Here is a 19,911-nt window from a genome sequence, read left to right on the forward strand (position 1 = left end):
ACATGGCTCAAGCTCAACGTCTCGCTGGCTTTAGTTGTAGCATACTCAAAGATCTGTTTAGAATGAAATAGCCCTGCTACCAGTGTATCTGGTTGAACTTCCAAGGTGGGTATGACTGAGGAAATACCCAAACTAACTGTGACGATTTCCTTCACGTCAGACTCTGCATGAGGAATCGCCAGATTGTGAATTTCTTCTTGAATGTTTTGTGCCACCTTAATCCCTCCTTCTAAATCCGTATTCGGGAGGAGTATCACAAATTCTTCGCCACCGTAACGCGCTGCTAAATCGGTGGGACGACGGACTACTTTTTGTAATGTTTGACCTATTCTAATTAAGCAATCATCGCCAGCCAAATGACCATAGTAGTCGTTGTAGGATTTGAATTTATCAACGTCCAATAAAATTAGAGAAAGTGGCTGATTTTCTCGCGCTAGGCGTTGCCATTCACTTTGAAGGCGATTGTTGAAACAGCGACGGTTAGCCACCTGAGTCAAACCATCGATATTTACCAGTTCTTCTAATTTTTGATTGGCATCTTGGAGAGCCAATTCTATTTGTTTGCGGGCGGTAATATCACGAATAGTAACAGAAAAACCATCTCCTAACTTAACTGCTACGAAGTGAAACCAGCAAGATTTTTCCGATTCATAGTAAAAATCCTGTTCTAAAGATTCCCCCGTCTCAACAATATTAACGAAGCGATTAAATAATTCTAGATCAATATTGTTCAAAAAGTTTTTTAGTACCAATTTGCCAATCATCTCTTCACTACTGCATTTAAAAGCTCTAGCAATCACGGGGTTGACAACTAAACACTCAAAATCCTCAATCTCCCCTGTTTCGGTATTACGAACAGCCTGCATTGCCGCAATACCATCAAGGGAACTATTCAAAACACTAGCCAGTAAAGCCCTCGATTGATACAGTACCTCTTCTGCTTCCCGGCGCTTAATATTTTCTTGTTCCAGAAGCTGTTGCTGGCGTTGAATGGTTAACTGATTTTCCAGACGCGCCACTACTTCTTCGATTTGAAATGGTTTGGTGATGTAGTCTATAGCCCCTGAATCAAAGGCGGTTACTTTGTCGAAGACATCATCTAAAGCACTAATGAAAATCACTGGAATCTGGCGGAAGTCTGCATCAGCTTTGAGAGTTCTACAGACTTGATAACCATCCATTTCAGGCATCTTAACATCTAAAAGTATCACATCTGGTCGCTTTACCTTCACCGTTTTCAGTGCCATCCGCCCGCTGGTGACGCTGCGAACAGTGTAGCCTAGTTTGAGAAGTGCATTGCTTAGTAATTGTAGATTTTCTAAAATATCGTCTACAATTAGAATATTACCTTGATTTTCGATGCCAGAATTAAGATTCATTACCACTCCGGGGTTCTACTAAATCAAGAATCTGCTCAAACTTAAATTGACTGGCAAGTTTTGTCAGGGATTTTATCAAACGAGTTTCTGTTTGGGGAATTTCTCCTACGACTTGTAACACGAGGTTGGTATTTGCCTCAAGTGCAGCTTCGTATAATTGAGTAATCCATGCTTGAGGCATACAGATGAAATCTTCCGATGTCAATGGGCGTGTTTCTGTATCATCCAAGACTGGAGATATTGTTTCTGCATAGATATATTTGACTCCCAAATGCTTAGCTAGTGCGTCAAAAATAATGTGTTCAGTAAATGGTTTGCGAACAAAGTCATCACATCCAGCCGAAAGTACGATCGCCTTTTCTTCTTCCAACACACTCGCTGTTAACGCGATTATAGCCGTAGCATTGCCTTTGGTGGTAGATTTGATGTATTTTGTCGCTTCGTAGCCATCCATCACTGGCATCCTCATGTCCATCCAGATGAGGTGAGGTTCCCATTCATCCCAAATTGCGATCGCCTCTTGTCCGTTACTAGCTTCTTTCACCTCAAATCCCAAGGGACTGAGCAACTTAATTAGTAATTGTCGATTAATAGATTTATCATCTACTGTGAGAATTTTGTAGCTAAGTTGACCGGGAGCAAGTGCTACCACTCTGGGATATTCTCCTGTAATCTTGCTGTGGGTTTTCTGCCCCAATTTTACCTGAATATAGAATGAGAAGATTGTACCTTTTCCTAATTCGCTTTTTACCGAAATATCTCCCCCCATCAATTGCACAAATTTGCGGCTGATTGCTAAACCTAAACCCGTTCCTTCCTGCATTTCTTTTCCGGCTTGGGCTTGACTAAAGGCATCAAAGATTTTGGGCACTTCTGCTGCTGCAATACCTACCCCAGTATCGCCCACCCGAAAATGCAAATTAAAGACATCTGTGGTTTCTTGCTCTCCCTGAAAGACATTGAGAGTAATGTTACCCTCTGAGGTAAATTTGATGGCATTGCTGAGTAAATTAATTAAAACCTGACGCAGTTTTACTTCATCGGTACAGATGTAGCGGGCGACATTTTCTGTTCGCTGAAAACTCATCTTCAAGCCAGCATTTGTTGCCCGCAGATGCAGCATATCTTCTAAATCATTCAGCAAGATATATAGGTCAAAGTCTTTAGGGTTAAAGGTGATTTTACCTGCTTCGATTTTCGATAAATCGAGAATATTATTAATTAGTGTTAATAAATAATCACCACTGCGATAGATGATTCCGGCATTTTCAAGTTGCTCTGGGGGAATATTTGTGGCGCGTACCATCAATTGCGAAAAGCCGAGAATAGCATTGAGGGGCGATCGCAATTCGTGGCTCATATTGGCAATAAATGTACTTTTAGCCTGATTGGCTACTTCGGCTTTTTCTTTAGCAATTACTAATTCTGCTGTTCGTTCCTCTACACGATTTTCCAAAGTTTCAAAAGATGTTTGTAACTGTCCTGCCATATTATTAAAAGCTCGTGCCAGTTGAGCAGTTTCATCTTTTGAGTTGATTTTAACCCGGACATTTAAGTTGCCAGCAGTAAACTCAGTCACGATATTAGCGAGATAAATCAATGGTTTAGTCAGTAGTTGCCCAATGGCAACGGCGATGATTGTTACTACTCCAGCGATTAGTGTAAATAGGAATAGTGCATCACTAATTTGCTTTTCCACAGGCGCTAGAGCCACAGCTAGCGGTTGTGCGAAAAGCACAGACCAAGGTTTGTATTGCAAACGAGCGATCGCGATTAAATTTGCCCGATCGTCATTTCCCGTAAATGATGCTATCAAAGAGGATTGCTTGGTATCTAATGCTTGCTTAATTTTGGGTAAATTTGTAGCAGTTTCTTTAGTCAGAATTTTTGACAAACGCCCTTCTATTTGCAGTCTGTTTACCACATCAGACGACAGAGGAACCAGCGATTTGAAAAGCAGTTTAGGTGTCGTGCTATGGGCTAAATAAATATAATTTTCATCTAAAAGAATAGCCGATGATTCTGCCCCAGCTAGTTCTGTTTGTCGAGTTACTAATTGCTGAACAACTGTGGCATTGTAGGATACTCGCAATATCCCTAATATCTTTCCCTTTGGATTGCGAACAGGACTACTAAAAAACAGTTGAATTAGATCTGGAATTATTGGCGATCGCTTCATACTAGAGACAAAAGGTAGCTGAGTTTGCATAGGTTCTTTAAAATAATCGTGACTGGATTCATCTCGACCAATACCCCGTGTATTCGTATCTAAAACATTCCGTCCGTTTATATCTAGCAAAGCGTAAGAGATAATATTGAGCGTATCTTTACGACTGAGACGGATTAATGTTTCTGTTGCTAACCGCATTTCAGGACTATCCTTTCGCTGTTCGATCGTTTGGCCGAGGTAAGCAGATAAACCTGGTAAAATCGCTTCGACGCGCACGGCATTGAGATTAGCATCAATAAACGCATCTATTCTGTTAACAGTTTCTTTGGCTGCCGCAGATAGAGCTTGTCGTGCGTTGTCAGTTAGTGCCTTTTCTGTTGTCTGTTTATTCAGATAAGCTAACAACAGTAAAGGGATGAGAGCAACCATGAGAAATGATACGATTAACTTGGTACGGATACTGTTTAAAAGTGAGTGATTCATGGGTGCAGATTAGAAGGAGACAAGAAAGATGAATTAAACAAAGTTTTGATATCTGCAATGCGTGTAACGTTGCCAGAGCGAATAAAAAAGTCTGTATATATCTTAGCTGTTTTGTAGATTGACTGACTACTGCTAGATTCAAAAAATTTCTTATTTTCTTCAAGATTAGTGAGGTTGATGCCCTCGATAGATAGTGTATTGCTAGGAATATTTAATTCTTTACTAATGATAGCGTTTCCTTCCTCAACATTTGCTTCCCAGTAGTTCACGGCTTGCAACCATCCTCGAATAAATGCACGAATATCTTCAGGACGTTCGCGGATTGCTTCACCCCGAAAGGCAACCACATCTAAAATCAAGCCAGGAGTTTGTTTGCTGGAAAATAGGATGTGACCTCCTAATTTTATAGCTTCAGAAAGAAAGGGTTCCCAAGTATGTCCTGCTTGCATTTCATTGCTTTTAAAGCGTTGGGGAAATTCGTAAGCGTCGAATTTAACTAGATTTACATCTTCGTTCGTTAAGTTGGCAGTTCTTAACATCTCAGTGACAAAAACTTCACTAAATGCGCCTAGATTTGCGCTCACCTTTTTCCCTTTCAAGTCAGCTATGGTTTTAATTTGTGATTGTGCGACTACCACATCTGCGCCTGTGGTTTCATCTACAACCATGACAGCTTGAATATCGGGATTTGTGGCACTCAAGCTCATAAAACCTCCCAAGGCAAATCCACCACCATCATACTTCCCAGCACTGAAATCTGCTTGTTGCAATTGGCTGTAATTTGTATAAATTATTTCCACGTCTACTCCTTGTGCTTTGAAGAATCCTTTTTTTTTGGCAATGATAACTGGATTATAGCCAACAAAAATGGTAAATCCTACTTTTAATGGAGGGCGTTTTAATTCGATTGGTCTTGGATGATGACAAGCAAATAGCAGACAGCAGATAATGAGAAAAATACTAACGGACTTGAGTCGTTTAGACATTGCTGATCGGGGGTTCTACTAAATCAAGAATCTGCTCAAACTTAAATTGACTGGCAAGTTTTGTTAGGGATTTTATCAAACGAGTTTCTGTTTGGGGAATTTCTCCTATGACTTGTAACACGAGGTTGGTATTTGCCTCAAGTGCCGCTGCGTATAGTTGACTAATCCATTCTTGGGGCATACAGGTTAAATCTTCCGATGTCAATGGGCTGTTTTCTGTATCATCCAAGACTGAATCTCTTGTTTCTGCATAGATATATTTGACTCCCAAATGCTTAGCTAGTGCATCAAAAATGGTGTGTTCAGCGAAGGGTTTGCGAAGGAAGTCATCACAACCGGCTGAAAGCCCGATCGCCTTTTCTTCTTCCAACACACTCGCCGTTAAAGCAATTATAGCTGTAGCATTGCCTTTGGTGATATATTTGACGTATTTTGTGGCTTCGCCGCCATCCATCACAGACATCCTGATGTTCATCCCATCTTTCGGCAGCTAAATAGATCCACTTTAAAAAATGTAAAGTATAGTCCTAGACGCAGAAACTTGGTTTTTCATCGGCAGTCAGCGCCACAGGATTTACGTCGGTTAAGTGCGACCAACTTGCAGTAAGTGCGGGTAAACTTGAGACTAAAAGAGTCATGAATTTAGATATTTAAAATCAATTTCGATTAGATATTGCTACACAATTAAATTTTCTACCAATTATTGAAATTCGCCGATCGGGATCGGGAAAGGGCAATACCGTTTGCTTACAGACGATCGCGTAAAATATATGTGTGGCACTACTTTTCAGAGTTGGTATAATGAGCAAGCAGCTAATTTTTTCTCAGTACACAACTGCTGAAAGACTAAATCTGCGATTGATTCATAGGCTGGGGCTGTTGGGTGTACGCCATCCCGAAAATAACTTTCTACCGTGGTTTTCGGCAATTTTGACCAGGCTACGTGAATGTCTATGACTGGAATTTTCAAAGCTTTTAGCCGATCGACAAACTCAGATTTAAACCTTGGCTGATTCGGTATCGGCAGTAAATCCGCTCGATCGCAAGTATACAACACAAACAACGGAATATTCTTAGCTCGCACCAAAGCAACTATTTGCTCAAATCGCTGCATATTTTCCCTAAACCGTTGTGATTCCGACACCGGCACTCCCGCCGCAGGAGAATTCGATACAAAAATACTTGACAATTTGGGGCTAACGTGTCTTTGAAACGCTTCTTGAATTGCCAATAACGGTTTGCGATTCGGCATCAGCGGGTCATTTCCCACCCCCGCGCTGCTGCTTGGAGGTTGTAGCAAATCGTGAGTACCAATTTGCAAAATCACAGCATCGCTTTCAAAAGTGCCAAACTTGCGAATATATCCCAATTGATTGCCAATTCCCCAAGAACCTGCAGAAGCATTCAGCACCTCAACTTGGTTTTTTATGCCCAACAAACGCGCTTCAAACAATTCTGGAATAGTTTCTTGCTGATCGGTGGTATTATTACCGTTGAGAACCGAATCTCCTATCATCAAAATTCTGAGAGTACCTTCAGGCTTTGCTGAATCGATTTGTTCAGAACGCTGAGAAAATTGATTGTACTCAAGTCTATTGCCAAAGCGATATACAAGTTGATTTGGTGCAAATATATAGCCAGCATTCGCATCAGCTTGCAGCAAGGCAGGATTTCCGAATCCGAGCAAGCGCAAGGCAAGTTCTATAGCACTCAAAGATGCGATCGCACAACTGACAATCCAATACTTAGCTTTCACCAATTTACCGGTAATTGTTAAACTGCAAAGCCACGGGATAATCTTCTTGCTTCAATCGTTGAATCACCAACTGCAAATCATCCTTATCTTTAGCAGAAACCCGCACTGAATCGCCTTGAATCGAACCTTGAATTTTTTTGAACTCATCGCGGATTAACTTAGTAATCTGTTTGGCGATTTCTTGAGTTAGTCCTTTTTTTAGTTTAATTTCTTGACGGACGCGGCTGCCGCTAGCAGGATCAATTTTGCCGTAATCAAAAATTTTCAAAGATAAATTCCGCTTGGCGGCTTTAGTTTGCAAAACAGTGTGAACCGCATCGAGAGTAAATTCGCTGTCGGTATTAACAGTGATTGATTCTTCGCCCAATTCTACGGTTGTTTTGGTATCTTTTAAATCGTAGCGGCTTTGAATTTCTCGCACTGTTTGGTCAACAGCGTTAACTAATTCTTGTCGATCGAACTCGCTGACAATATCGAATGAATAATTAGCAGCCATAAATTAGTAATTGGGAATTGGGAATTGGGAATTGGGAATTGGGAATTGGGAATTGGGAATTGGGAATTGGGAATTGGGAATTGGGAATTTAAAATATTCTTCCTTCTTCCCTCTTTCCTCTTCCTTCTTCCTTCTTCCTTCTTCCTTCTTCTTTCTGACAACTGACAATTAGCCATTCACAGCCATCAAACTGATATAGAATAAAGAAACAGTGCAAGAAGAACTAATCGCAAACATGAGCGATCGCCCCAGAGGCACATTCAGAATATAGAAAACCGAAAACAACAACCGGGCTAGAGGAAAAGCGATCGCAGCCCAGCCCGCCGCCTCCGAATCTACTCCTGTCACAAAAGCCATCAAAGCCGCCGCTGAAAACAGCATAAACGTCTCAAACGAATTTTGGTGAGCCCAAGTTGCCCGCTGAGCGTAAGCAGGCAAGCTCTCAAACATAGCGCGAGGTGCTGCTTGATCGTAACCTAGCTGCAAGCGAGCGAGGGCAACCACCAAAAACGGTGCATAAACCAGCGCAGCAGCAGCAGCAATACAATCAAGCAGAATAACCGACACAGGCAATCCCAACAGCATCATCCGCCTCGCATTTCAATCAAAATAGAACAGAGTCACCACTTTGCGCTGTTCCTCCGCATCCTGGCAAGTTTTCAGCAAAGTGTGGCTTTCGTGAAAAGCAAAACAGATCAGTTGCTGACAGCGAGAAATAATCTCCTGGTTGCACATGGCGCTGGATTCCGGGAGAGACAAGCTGTCATTTTTGGGATTTTCTACCAAATGTATGACTTGTTCGAGCTGCTCGCGGGACTCCCGCGGCTGGCGGCTCATGCTTTGTGGCAAAATCACTGTCAGCAGATTAGGATCTGCTCGCATTGCGCCCCGAATTGCGGCTGAATTGGTGCCTGTAGCCCCCGATGTGATGAGCTGGTTGCCTCCCAGAACTATGGCGTAGCTCAGCATCTCAATTAGCTGCTGGTGGGTAATAGGAACGTGGCGAGAACCCAAAAGAGCAATCCGCTTGGAGCTGGTTTGCTGGATTGCCGCAAGTTCTTGTAAAAAATCATCAACTCTGGGTAGCTCAATTGATTGACTCAAAGAATTTATTAAATTAAATAAAACTACGTTGTGGATTCTAGCAGACTCACTAGCCATTGCCGCCAAAAAGAAGTTAAGAATTCCTGATTTACGATATCTGACCAGAAATGGGGAGATTTGAGGAAGCCAGAAGGCAGAATGTCTGAAGGTAGAATTCAAGAAAAATTGAGAATTTAAGAACTTTTTATTTTATTTTTCCAATAAAAAACTCTCTTGGCCTTCTTCGCTCTGCCGAATAGCTTCTTCGCTCAGTTCGGGCTGCGTGCTTAATGGACTTGATCGCCCAAACCCAAGGATGCCATCATGCTCTTGAGGTCAAAGTGTTCTGCCATTAGCTGACTAACGCATTCCACCTTGATCGGTTCGTGCAGGCGCACGCTGCCAAAGGTGCTGTCGATAATTTCCACCGTGGTTAAGGTATCCAAATCAACAGACAAAACTGGAATTTCCATTTCTTCTGCCCTGCCAATCACGAGGGGAGAAGGAGGCAAGTGACCGGTGAGAATTAAGCACTGAGTCGAGCTTTCCAGAGCTGCTAGCTGAATGTCGGTGCGATCGCCCCCGGTGACTACCGCCATATTTCTGGCTTTGCGGAAATACTTCATAGCTGAGCTAACATTCATCGCACCAATTGTCAAGGTTTCCACCATCAAGTCCAAACGGTCTCGACGGCAGAGGACATCAGCTTTCAATTGGTGCACCAATTCTTTGACGCTGACACTGCGCAGCAAAGCGCTTCTCGGTAGCATTCCCAAAACCGGAATGCCGCTAGCCTCCAGAAAAGGCCGCACAGTCGCCGTGATGGATTCGAGTTTGTCCGAGGGAACGTCGTTGAGTACAACACCAGCCAAGCGGGAACCCAAACGCCGTTTAGCCGACAGCAAATCGTCTACATAAAGATCGATCGGGCGGACTACCAGAAGCACAGAGGCATCAACTACCTCAGCAATTTGAGCCAAAGACAAGTCAAACAGACTGCCTTCCTCCAAATTAGCCGGGCCTTCCAACAGCACCAAGTCTCCGCTGGGATCTTGCAAATATTGCGCCAGAGACTGGCGGTAATCTATCTTGTCTTCTCCGCGCAAACGCTTGTGAACCGTCTCTTCGTCCAAAGACAGCAGAGTTGACGGTATCTGACTTTCTGAGAGCTTCAGCGTCTCTACCGCAAACCGCACGTCTTCCTCCTCGGCTCCAGCTCCCTCCGAGCTGAAACAGGTTCCCAGAGGTTTGCCGTAGGCGATCGCCAGTCCTTGTTCCCGAAGTGCGAGGGCCATCCCCAGGGCGATCGCAGACTTGCCGCTGTAAGCTTTTGTCGAACCGATCAGCAAATATTTAGTCAATTTTGGTACGCCTTCTCTCCTCAATTTGCACCTGTCTATTTAAATAAATTTAGTTTATTCAACAGTATTTCAGCACGGCGAGTCAATTTCGCTATCCGATTATACTCGATTTTGTCGCGTTTGCGTAGATTGATTTTTTTGTGGAAACTTTTATTCACTTGTTCGCCACTCTTTTGTTCGCTTTTTTTTCATATTTTTTTTTCATATTTTTTTTGATCATCGGTTTTCAATAACTATTTAAAATTGAACGAAATGCGAAGGTGCGATCGCACTTTAAAGCATCGCCCAAGGGATACTTAATAACAATAAAATAACTCAGTTAGTCTTCCGGCTTTTGAAATACAAGGCTTACGCATGGGAGGCGAAAGACCAGGCTTATTCGTATATTTCTCATTACTAAACGCTAAATCTCGTAGAAACCTGGTTTCATCAGTCAGCGCGCGTAAATCCTCAAATAGAAATAGCGCACCAATAATATAATCTCGCCGTCCCGATGGCATTACATTATTAGTGCGCATTTTATGGTCGCAATTAATTACAAACTTTGGAGAGCGCGGGTGCGGTGAAAGTTACTCATCCATTCGCATCAGCTTCCGGTAAAACGTTTTAGAAAAATCGACGGTACGAGTCCGCTGAAAAGTCAAAAGTACCTCAATTAAGCAACTGACAAACTCCGAGCTTTGCAGAGTCACTTCGTAGCTGAGTTCAGCATTGCCGTCAAACAACACCCGACAGCGGGTCAAATCCATCGGCAGCGACGAGATATTCCAACTAGCTACAAAGGGTACATCTTCGCCGCCGTCAATTTTTCTTGCCCCCTCCAAGCTTTTGAGCTTGTAGAGGCCAATAGCGTGCGGCAAGAACTTGCGCTTGGGCTCTTGATAGAAAGGCGCGTAGACTTTCACTTCTTTGTCGTCGGCTGGTTTCAGTTGAGGAAGAGACATATTTCCGCATCCTGACAGTGGGTTGAGATCATCTGAAAAAACTAGCAGATATTCCTAGTCGATCGCAAGCAAAACTCAGTCGATTTGAGATTTTAGATTTTAGATCCTAGATTTACTTGCAGCGTAGTAAATCTGCGGGCTTGAATTTGGCTATAAAATTTGGATCGGATCACGATAATTATCGGGGGCTTGTATCCGTTTTTGGATGGGTAATCCCAAAGACTCTATAGCGGTTCTCAAGCGTGGTGAGGATAGCCCAATGCCCAATCCCTCCGCTTCGCTTCGCCCAATGACCTGTTTGCCCAATCCCTCCGCTTCGCTTCGCCCAATGCCCTGTTTGGCCAATGCCCAATGCCCTGTTTGGCCAATGCCCTGTTTGGCCAATGCCCTGTTTGCCCAATGCGGTTCGCGTACCTAATCTTTCTGAGAAAGACTCTATGCAATGCCAGTTTCCCTGGGCCGTACTCTTGGGCGAGTCCCCACAAACCTGCTCCCATTGGCTTTCGACAAAAGCCCAGAAACTGGTACAGTAGATACTTATCTCTAAAATCAAAAACTATTGGTGGTTAAATCAAGTAACCTATGCAGGAGAGTTCTTGGCCAGAAAACGACGATCGCAGCGAGCTTAACTTGGACATCCCTGATTTAGCGAAAGAAGAGCTCAAGAGTTTGACCTCGAACTCGAAGGTAAGCAAAATATTTGCCCTACCAGACATGGGCGACAGGGTGTTTGACGCAGAAACTTCATCAGAGCTCCCAGTTGCGGTGTCTGTGCCGGGATCTCCATCTTTTCCTCAGAATCTGTACCGGGGACGGCGGGGAAAAGCTGCCGCGGTGCTGACTGCGATTTGGGGAGGGACGATCGCCCTACACTTGATTTCTTGGGGTGCGTGGGTAGTGTGGGGGTTGACGGGACTGCTGTGGATGCAAGCATTGCGAGTTTTGTTTGCCCAGCCCAAGCCCGCACTGCCTCCTCTTGCCGATGAAAGTCGAGAGGATTGGCCATTTGTGTCGCTGCTGGTGGCGGCGAAAAATGAGGAAGCGGTGATTGCCCGATTCGTACAATCAATCTGCAATGTAGATTACCCGATCGACCGTTACGAAGTTTGGGCGATCGACGATCACAGCAGCGACAGCACAGCGCTGGTTTTGGAACAGCTAACCAAACAGTACCCGCAGCTCAAAGTATTTAGCAGAGGAGCAAATGCCAGCGGCGGTAAGTCAGGAGCCCTGAATCAAGTTTTGCCGCTGACTCGCGGTGAATTTGTGGGCATATTTGACGCCGACGCCACGGTAACACCGGATTTGCTGCGCCGGGTGCTGCCGATGTTCAATGCAGAACAGGTAGGCGCGGTGCAAGTCAGAAAAGCCATCGCCAATGCTGCGGTAAATGTGTGGACTCGCGGCCAAGAAGCAGAAATGGCTCTCGATAGTTTTTTCCAGCAGCAACGGATTGCGATCGGCGGCATAGGAGAATTGCGCGGTAACGGCCAATTCATGCGCCGTACAGCCTTAGAACGCTGCGGCGGCTGGAACGAGGAAACGATTACCGACGACCTAGATTTGACCGTGAGGCTGCACCTAGACCAGTGGGACATTGAATTTTTGGCTTCCCCAGCCGTGTCAGAAGAAGGAGTCACCAATGCTCGCGCCCTGTGGCACCAGCGCAATCGGTGGGCAGAAGGCGGCTATCAGCGTTATCTTGACTATTGGCGGCTAATTTTTCGCAACCGGATGGGAACGGGGAAAACTTGGGATTTATTTGGATTTTGGGTATCTCAATATTTCTTGCCCACAGTAGCGCTGCCTGACTTTTTGATGTCAATTGCGCTGCGCCGGATGCCTCTAGCCAGTCCGATAACTGTGATGACTCTTACCTTGTCGCTGGTCGGAATGTTTGTCGGTTTGCGTCGCACTCGCAAAGAGACGAAATTTGACATTAAAAGAGTTTTTGTCACCTTGCTGCAAACGCTGCGGGGTACTGTGTATATGTTGCACTGGCTGCTGGTAGGGATTGTGACGGCTCGGATTTCGGTGCGTCCCAAGCGACTGAAATGGGTTAAAACCGTCCATCAAGGCACTGCTAATTAGAAGGAAGAAGGAAGAAGGAAGAAGGAAGAAGACATACACGGCAAGCTTGAGCGCGAGCCGTATTTGACGTTTAATTAGGTGGATTTACTTAGCATCAATTGATAATTAGCTGGCAGAAATATCTCGGATCAGTATTGCCCAAAGTACGAAGATATAGCGGTTCTCAAAAAAGTGAGGATAGCCCAATGCCCAATGCCCAATGCCCAATGCCCAATGCCCAATGCCCAATGCCGTTCGCGTACCTGATCTTTCTGAGAAAGGCTATAAAACAACTACCAACCATCTCCCTACCCTGTCCCCGCGCGAGTCAACAGTAAAATTTTGCAATTAGTCGATCGCAAAACAAAAACTACAAAACAGCTTAATCAATAGGTGATCTGCTAGCAATACCGAATAAGTAATCGGCAACATAAAAATTTAAGATTAAAATTAAAAGATCAAAGCCATAACTTTTAAATTTTAACTTGACAAAAAGCTAATTGGTATCTATTAATTATGAATTACCAAGAACGACGAATTGCTTGTTGCAAAATACCCATCACTCGTTATTAAAAATGGATTTGTTAGAGTACCAAGCTAAATCTTTATTTCGCCAGATGGCAATTCCGATTTTGCCGTCGCAACGGATTGACAAACCCGCCGACCTCAAAGGGCTGAAAATTCCCTACCCAGTTGTACTTAAGTCGCAAGTGCGGGCTGGGGGACGAGGCCGGGCGGGTGGCATTAAATTTGTGGAAAATACGATCGATGCAGTTGCTGCGGCTCAAACAATTTTTAATTTGCCGATCGAGAATGAATATCCGCAAGTCCTGTTAGCAGAAGCCAAGTACAACGCTGACCAAGAATTGTACTTGGCTGTACTCCTAGACCCCATAGCCCGCCGCCCGGTACTTCTGGGTTCGAGACAAGGAGGTATGGATGTCGAACGGTCGATCGACCAAATGCAGCAAGTTGCCGTAGACCAGGAATTTTCGCCATTCTACGCGAGGCGTCTGATGCTGAAAATGGGATTGCAGGGAGATTTGATTCAATCGGTGAGTACCATTGTCGAGAAAATGTACCGGTTGTTTGTCGAAAAAGATTTAGATTTAGTAGAAATCAATCCTCTCGGCATCAGTCCAACGGGAGAGTTAATGGCTTTAGATGGTAAAGTCAGCGCCAACGACGATGCCTTGGGACGGCATCCAGACTTGGCCGCACTTTCGGGTGAAAGCCAAAGCAGCGGGTTGGTAGGGGACAGGAGAAATCCCTATGTGGGCGATGATCGCCGGAATTCTAACTCAAAGGCGCAGCAGTCGCCGTCGCAGTTTGACTCCAAATCTCAATCCCCAATCTCGAATTCCGAATCCCTGCAATTAATCGAACTAGATGGGAATATCGGGATTTTGTGCAACGGAGTCGGCTTGACAATGGCAACTCTGGATGCTGTAGCCCACCAAGGAGGAAAACCAGCTAATTTTCTGAATATGGGTTCCCTAGACCGCTACGATGCAGTAAATGCTTTGCGCGATCGCACGGATTTGGGTCTGGAGTTAGTCGCTCAGGATAAAAGCGTTAAGGTGATACTTGTAAATATTTTGGGCAGCGCTTCCAAGAGCGAGGAAATCATCGCGGCCGTAGTGGGCTATTTGGAACGGAAAGCTCGCGCCAACCGGCACATTCAAGTTGTGCTTCGCCTGGTAGCGATCGATGCTGATGCAGTGAAAAAGCGTTTGGGACAGTTGCCGGTGCAGCTAGCTAGAACTTTAGATGAAGCTGTGGCTCAAGCTGTATCATCTGCCAAGTAGCGAGAGTCGATCGGCAAAACGAGAACTCTGGACAAATCAAAGCCTTCTACTTTTTAAAGATCGAGTGTTAACTAGGAAAACATGAATTTAACTCCTGAAAGCAAAGTCCTAGTACAGGGCATTACAGAATCTCCCGCCTCAACCCGCGCCGCCCTGATGATGAAAGCATACGGCACTAATGTAGTCGCCGGTGTCAGTCCCGGTCGGGGAGGGCTGGATTTGGAGGGAATTCCGATTTTTGATTTGGTAGAAGAAGCCGTGGCGGCAGTAGGTCATATTGATACTACGGTAATTTTGGTAGACGCTTACTGGGTGCTGGATGCGGCTCTAGAAGCGATCGCGGCGGGAATTCGGCAAATCGCGATCGTCACGGAGGGAGTGCCTCCTCTGGATCTGGTGCACTTAGTCAGAAAAGCAGAGGCCACGGAAACTTTGGTGATCGGGCCCAACAGTCCAGGGATTATTGTCCCCGATCAACTGCTGCTGGGAACTCACCCCAAGGAATTTTACACTCCCGGCTCGATCGGCGTAATCAGCCGCAGCAGCACTTTGACTTACGAAGTTGCCCTAGAACTGACTGAGGCGGGTTTGGGACAGTCGATGGCGGTTTGTATTGGCTGCGACGCGATTGTTGGTTCTTCTTTTATGCAGTGGCTGCAACTTTTGGACGAAGATGACAGTACGGAGGCGATGGTTTTGATCGGGGAAGTTGGGGGTTGGAGTGAACAAGCTGCTGCTTCTTACATCGCTTCGGCGATCGACAAACCTGTGGTTGCTTATCTGGCCGGCCGCTACGCTCCCAAAGGCCCGTCTTTGGGCCACGCAGGCATCCTGATCAGTTCTCGCGCTGCTGCCCAGAAAGCCTTTGGTGTGAAGGCCCAAAACAAAATGGCTGCCTTTGAAGAGGCGGAAATACCGGTGGCTGCTAGGCCTTCGGAGGTTCCTAAGCTGCTCAAAAAGTTGCTCAAGAAAAAATGATTGCTTCGGAAGTTACAGGCGAAGGAATAAGGAAGTTCGGCAACGGATTCGCTCCACGGATGTCACGGATTTCACGGATTTCACGGATTTCAGGAATAAGGAAGAATGCCATAAAAGTAGGCCTAGGCCTAGGGCGGGGGTGGGTTTTGTATCAAAATTGGGAAGCATCTCGTTTTTCTAAAAAGCATTTTTAGGAGTGCGAGCGGGACGATCGCTTGCTCCGTGTAAATGCAAAACTGAGATGCTCCCCAAAATTGTCTGCCGGAGGCCTCAACTACTGGCTCAACCATTCCCTAGGACACATTGTTGACATCCTCCCCGGCGTGAACGCACGGGGATTCCCAAACCTCACGATTTGAATTTCTGCTTCTTCGCAACTGCCTCCACCCTCAAAGAGATTTGGTCTTATGTTCGCTCTCGCGCACTAACCCCGCAAGCCCTGCGGTTTTTACGTGTCGAATACCAAACGGAATTCTTCTACGTTTTGATTCTAGGGATGTTTACCATTGCCCTATCCTCTTTTCCCGGTCTACCGATTTTGCTTCGCCGTCAGCACAAGGCTGAACTTCGCTCGTATAGGCTGTTTGGTCCATCGTCTCGGGTGGGTCGTTGACCAATTATATTGTAATATAAAGCCATCCTAAAAGGACGGGGTTTCTACCCAATTTTCTGATGAATGCCGATCGCGATCGACGACGGCTCCCAGAAGAGCGGTCATCTCCTGCGTGTCTTTGGGCGGGCCATCAGAAAAGCTCATTCCCATGCAGCCAAGCCCGATCGCCGAAACTTCTAAGTTGCTGTTTCCAAGTTTGCGCGTTTGCATTGTTTTGCTTCTTGATCTGGAATGATATGGAACTGATATTTTTCGCCATCGATCGCTCCCGCCGTTGTCACTCGTCTTCGCTGCGATCGCTGTTCATAGCGGAGTCGCCGGTGTGGGATAGGGTACTCCTGTGACCCCAGCGAGGCCAGAGATAGAAGAGGTTGAGAAAGATGAAGAGCAGCACCGCCAGCCAGGGCGCGACCAGCGCAACTACAGTGGCGATCGCGTAAACGATCGGCCCGATCAGGAACTGCCGTCCGATCTGCCGTGCCTTTTTCGCCGTGAGACGGGGGTCGAGCAGCCTATGCCCGTGAGCCGCGTACCGCCACATAGCGGTGACGAAGATACCAATGACGGTCAAGATCCCACTGTAGAACGCAGCGGCAATTGGCTCGTCCGTTGCCCGGTGAAATGCTTCGGCGAGTACCGCGGTTGGAAACGGCAGAAATGCGATCAGCATCAGATGGAGGACGTTCAGCAGCAACAGCGTCCCATCCACGCGGACGATGTGTTGGAACATAGCGTGGTGGTTGATCCAGATTGCGCCGATCACCAGAAAGCTGACCACGTAGGCGAGATAGGATGGCCAGAGTTGGAGAAGTTCTGCTCCAAGTGCCGTATTGGGTGGCGGCACTTTGATTTCGAGGACCAGGAGGGTGATGGCGATCGCGAATACGCCGTCGCTAAATGCCTCCAAGCGGGTGGTATCCACACTTACCTCCTCTGCGAACACTGGTTACTGTTGTCAAGTTTGCGCTTCTGCATAATTACTCCTTCGAGATGCGATCGCACTCAATCTAACTGCCAACACAATCCTTACCAAGGCTGCGCGGTTGGGCCAATCGTAAATTCGTTCACATTTGTGTCTTCTGGCTGGTCAATCGCAAACGCCACAACATTGGCTACTCGATCTGGTGAGATGCCATATTTCTTATACAAAGCTGTCATTTTTTCAGCCGCATCTTGGTCGGTAATCTGATCTAACAACTCAGTATTAATTGCAGCAGGGTAAATTGTCGCAGTCCGAATGTTAGTCCCCTCTTGAGCAGACTCCATGCGTAGAACTTCCATGAAATCGCGTACAAACCATTTCGTTCCACCATAGATCGCACCACCTGGATAGGCTTTTAATCCAGCAACCGATGAAGTTGCGATAATATGCCCAGACTTTTGGCTAACAAATGTTGGCAACACAGCAGCGATACCATTGAGTACACCCTTGATATTGATATCAACCGTTTGATTCCATTCATCAGTTTTCAATGCAGAAAGTGGAGAAGTTGGCATGATGCCAGCGTTCAAGAAAATAACATCGAGGCTTCCAAATGTTTCCTTGGCAAGGTTGACGATCGCAGCGTTATCAGATGGGTTAACTACATCCATCACTTGATAGACTGCTTGTCCGCCAGCTTTCCGAATTTCATCAACCAGTTGTCTTAGTTTGTCCTCGCGTCGCGCGCCTAGTACGACTTTAGCGCCTCTGCTTGCAAGCAATTTCGCACTTGCTTCACCAATCCCTGATGATGCGCCGGTAATAATCACAACTTTGTCTTTAATCATCTTAATTCCTCTTTTTGTTGAGTCACTACTGAGTTCCGCCTAACAGACTTGCCAATCAGCCGAGGTTTCACCGCAGTTATTCAGATTTAAGGGATGCCATATCGATACAGAAGCGGTACTTCACATCGGACTTGAGCAGTCGCTCGTAGGCTTCGTTGACCTTCTGGATGGGGATGACTTCGACATCCGCAGTGATGTTGTGCTTGCCACAAAAGTCGAGCATCTCCTGGGTTTCCTCGATGCCGCCGATGTTGGAGCCGGAGAGACTGCGGCGGCCCATAATGAGGCTAAATGCCGCGACATCCAAGGGCTTCTCAGGTGCGCCGACCAGGGTGATGTTGCCGTCGCGGGTGAGCAGGTTGAGATAAGCGTTGATATCGTGATTGGCAGATACGGTGTCGAGGATGAAATCGAAGCTGCCAGAGTGCTTCTGCATTTCGTCGGTGTTGCGGGAGATGACGACTTCATCGGCACCGAGGCGGAGTGCGTCTTCCTTCTTGTCGGGCGAAGTAGTGAAGACGACGACATGGGCTCCGAACGCATGAGCGAACTTCACACCCATGTGGCCCAGCCCGCCGAGACCGACCACGCCCACCTTCTTACCCTCGGTGATGCCCCAGTGGCGCAGGGGAGAATAGGTTGTAATCCCGGCGCAGAGAAGCGGTGCAACTCCGGCGAGATCGAGGTGGTCGGGGACGCGCAGAACGAAGCTTTCATCGACGACGATGCTGTTGGAATAGCCGCCGTAGGTGACAGGAGCGGTCTTGTGCTTGTCCGGGGAGTTGTAGGTGAGGGTCAGGGAAGGGCAGAACTGCTCAAAGCCAGCTTTACACTGGGGGCAGGTTCCATCCGAATCGACCATACAGCCGACCGCTGCGAGATCGCCGGGTTTATACTTGCTAACTGCCGAGCCGACTTTGGTGACGCGACCGACCATCTCGTGACCGGGGACGATCGGATAGACCGTGGGCATGATGCTGCTCCACTCGTTACGCACGGAATGGACATCGGAGTGGCAGACTCCGCAGAAGAGGATTTCAATCTGCACGTCGTGTTCGGTTGGATCGCGCCGCGCGATCGTGGTAGAGGACAGCGGTGATGTTGCACTGGCTGCGGAATAAGCTTTTGTGTTGTACATGAATTGATGCTCCTAATTTGTTTACTTCTGGAACTGTACTAAGGCAGGGGAATTTTACAGCACTTGGCGCGTGGGTCGGAACAGAATCTCGTTCACGTCCATCTCCTCCGGCTGGCTCATAGACGATCGCCCCGAACATCACTGCACCGTTTGGCCGCCGTCGATGACCATAGCGTGTCCAATGACGAAGGCAGCTCCATCCGAACACAGCCAGAGAACGGCCGCGGCGATCTCCTCCGGCTTGCCCATCCGTCCGATCGGCTCCTCCGCAATCACCTTCGCGCGCCCTTCGGCAGTGCCGCCGGTGAAGCGACCCATCATCGGGGTGTCTATGTAGCCAGGACAGACGGCGTTGACGCGGATGTTCTGCGCGGCGTAGTCGAGGGCCGCCGCCTTGGTCAGTCCGATCACGCCGTGCTTCGCGGCGGTGTACGCGGGGCTGCCCTTGATGCCGATGATTCCTGCGCCCGATGAGGTGTTGACGATCGCGCCACCTCCCTGCTTGAGGATCAGCGGAATCTCGTGCTTCATGCACAGGAAAACACCCCGGAGGTTGGTGTCTACGATCCGGTTCCACTCCTCCTCCTCGTACTCCGCAGTCGGAGCTGGCTTCCTCGGCTCGATGCCTGCGTTGTTGAAGGCGAAGTCCAGCCGCCCAAAAGCCTCAACGGTCTTGGCTAGGGCCGCCTTCACGTCCTCGGCCTGCGTCACGTCGCACCTAACGGCGATCGCCTGCCCGCCGAGTTCCTCAATCATGTGGGCCGTTTCTTGATTGCCTGGTTCTGCAATGTCAGCGACCACTATAGCAATCCTAAATCATTTTCTACACTTATTATGATATAATTATATGCAATAATTAATTGTGACGATAAAAAT

19 protein-coding genes are annotated in these 19,911 nt (G+C 46.8%); 3 read left to right on the forward strand and 16 right to left on the reverse strand.

What is annotated here, in order from left to right; translation table 11 throughout:
• From QUB66_RS28220 to ebsA, 11 genes are all read right to left on the reverse strand, one after another.
• On the reverse strand, window positions 1-1,379 hold a 1,379-nt coding region (locus tag QUB66_RS28220), incomplete at its 3' end, for a diguanylate cyclase domain-containing protein (protein ID WP_332970741.1).
• Window positions 1,369-4,032, reverse strand: a complete 2,664-nt coding sequence (locus QUB66_RS28225) for a hybrid sensor histidine kinase/response regulator (RefSeq protein WP_332970740.1) — start codon at window positions 4,030-4,032, stop codon at window positions 1,369-1,371. The genes QUB66_RS28220 and QUB66_RS28225, both read right to left, overlap by 11 nt.
• Entirely contained in the window at window positions 4,029-5,018 is a 990-nt protein-coding gene (locus tag QUB66_RS28230; protein WP_332970739.1) for an ABC transporter substrate-binding protein, read from the reverse strand. The genes QUB66_RS28225 and QUB66_RS28230 overlap by 4 nt, the downstream gene beginning before the upstream one ends.
• Complete coding sequence (locus tag QUB66_RS28235; protein ID WP_332970738.1) at window positions 5,011-5,493, reverse strand: response regulator; 483 nt, start codon at window positions 5,491-5,493, stop codon at window positions 5,011-5,013. The genes QUB66_RS28230 and QUB66_RS28235 overlap by 8 nt, the downstream gene beginning before the upstream one ends.
• Before the next feature lie 312 nt (window positions 5,494-5,805).
• Window positions 5,806-6,774 carry an SGNH/GDSL hydrolase family protein gene (locus QUB66_RS28240; RefSeq protein ID WP_332970737.1) on the reverse strand — a complete coding sequence of 323 codons (969 nt, stop codon included), beginning with the start codon at window positions 6,772-6,774 and terminating at the stop codon, window positions 5,806-5,808.
• A 4-nt stretch (window positions 6,775-6,778) separates the two neighbouring features.
• Window positions 6,779-7,270, reverse strand: a complete 492-nt coding sequence (locus tag QUB66_RS28245; RefSeq protein WP_265238175.1) for a YajQ family cyclic di-GMP-binding protein — start codon at window positions 7,268-7,270, stop codon at window positions 6,779-6,781.
• On the reverse strand, window positions 7,216-7,446 hold the full coding sequence (locus QUB66_RS28250; protein ID WP_332971301.1) for a hypothetical protein: 231 nt from the start codon (window positions 7,444-7,446) through the stop codon (window positions 7,216-7,218). The genes QUB66_RS28245 and QUB66_RS28250 overlap by 55 nt, the downstream gene beginning before the upstream one ends.
• Window positions 7,439-7,855: an MAPEG family protein gene (locus tag QUB66_RS28255; protein WP_332970672.1), complete on the reverse strand. Its 417-nt coding sequence runs from the start codon at window positions 7,853-7,855 to the stop codon at window positions 7,439-7,441. The genes QUB66_RS28250 and QUB66_RS28255 overlap by 8 nt, the downstream gene beginning before the upstream one ends.
• Window positions 7,856-7,870: 15 nt before the next feature.
• Entirely contained in the window at window positions 7,871-8,374 is a 504-nt protein-coding gene (locus QUB66_RS28260) for a DNA recombination-mediator protein A (RefSeq protein ID WP_265238172.1), read from the reverse strand.
• A 266-nt stretch (window positions 8,375-8,640) separates the two neighbouring features.
• A complete protein-coding gene (locus tag QUB66_RS28265; RefSeq protein ID WP_332970671.1) occupies window positions 8,641-9,738 on the reverse strand; it encodes a phosphotransacetylase family protein in 1,098 nt (365 codons plus the stop codon).
• 545 nt (window positions 9,739-10,283) lie between these two features.
• Complete coding sequence (gene ebsA / locus QUB66_RS28270) at window positions 10,284-10,658, reverse strand: type IV pilus biogenesis protein EbsA (RefSeq protein ID WP_265238168.1); 375 nt, start codon at window positions 10,656-10,658, stop codon at window positions 10,284-10,286.
• 582 nt (window positions 10,659-11,240) lie between these two features.
• On the opposite strand from ebsA, the gene QUB66_RS28275 reads away from it, so the two are divergent.
• The 3 genes from QUB66_RS28275 (at window position 11,241) to QUB66_RS28285 (ending at window position 15,514) form a co-directional block, all read left to right on the forward strand.
• Window positions 11,241-12,749: a glycosyltransferase gene (locus QUB66_RS28275; protein ID WP_265238166.1), complete on the forward strand. Its 1,509-nt coding sequence runs from the start codon at window positions 11,241-11,243 to the stop codon at window positions 12,747-12,749.
• Between the two features lie 554 nt (window positions 12,750-13,303).
• A complete protein-coding gene (locus QUB66_RS28280) occupies window positions 13,304-14,536 on the forward strand; it encodes a succinate--CoA ligase subunit beta (protein WP_265238164.1) in 1,233 nt (410 codons plus the stop codon).
• Window positions 14,537-14,617: 81 nt separating this feature from the next.
• A complete protein-coding gene (locus QUB66_RS28285) occupies window positions 14,618-15,514 on the forward strand; it encodes a succinate--CoA ligase subunit alpha (protein WP_265238162.1) in 897 nt (298 codons plus the stop codon).
• Between the two features lie 640 nt (window positions 15,515-16,154).
• On the opposite strand, the gene QUB66_RS28290 is transcribed toward QUB66_RS28285, so the two are convergent.
• The 5 genes from QUB66_RS28290 to QUB66_RS28310 form a co-directional block, all read right to left on the reverse strand.
• Window positions 16,155-16,337 carry a hypothetical protein gene (locus tag QUB66_RS28290; RefSeq protein WP_265238159.1) on the reverse strand — a complete coding sequence of 61 codons (183 nt, stop codon included), beginning with the start codon at window positions 16,335-16,337 and terminating at the stop codon, window positions 16,155-16,157.
• 67 nt (window positions 16,338-16,404) lie between these two features.
• A complete protein-coding gene (locus QUB66_RS28295) occupies window positions 16,405-17,049 on the reverse strand; it encodes a TMEM175 family protein (RefSeq protein ID WP_265238157.1) in 645 nt (214 codons plus the stop codon).
• A 104-nt stretch (window positions 17,050-17,153) separates the two neighbouring features.
• Entirely contained in the window at window positions 17,154-17,897 is a 744-nt protein-coding gene (locus QUB66_RS28300; RefSeq protein WP_332970669.1) for an SDR family oxidoreductase, read from the reverse strand.
• A gap of 76 nt (window positions 17,898-17,973) precedes the next feature.
• On the reverse strand, window positions 17,974-19,035 hold the full coding sequence (locus tag QUB66_RS28305) for an NAD(P)-dependent alcohol dehydrogenase (RefSeq protein ID WP_332970668.1): 1,062 nt from the start codon (window positions 19,033-19,035) through the stop codon (window positions 17,974-17,976).
• Window positions 19,036-19,173: 138 nt separating this feature from the next.
• Window positions 19,174-19,836, reverse strand: coding sequence for an SDR family oxidoreductase (locus QUB66_RS28310; RefSeq protein WP_332970666.1), 663 nt, complete (start codon window positions 19,834-19,836; stop codon window positions 19,174-19,176).
• Window positions 19,837-19,911: the final 75 nt, after the last annotated feature.

It is taken from the genome of Microcoleus sp. A2-C3 (genome assembly GCF_036706065.1).
Taxonomy (GTDB): Bacteria; Cyanobacteriota; Cyanobacteriia; order Cyanobacteriales; family Microcoleaceae; genus Microcoleus.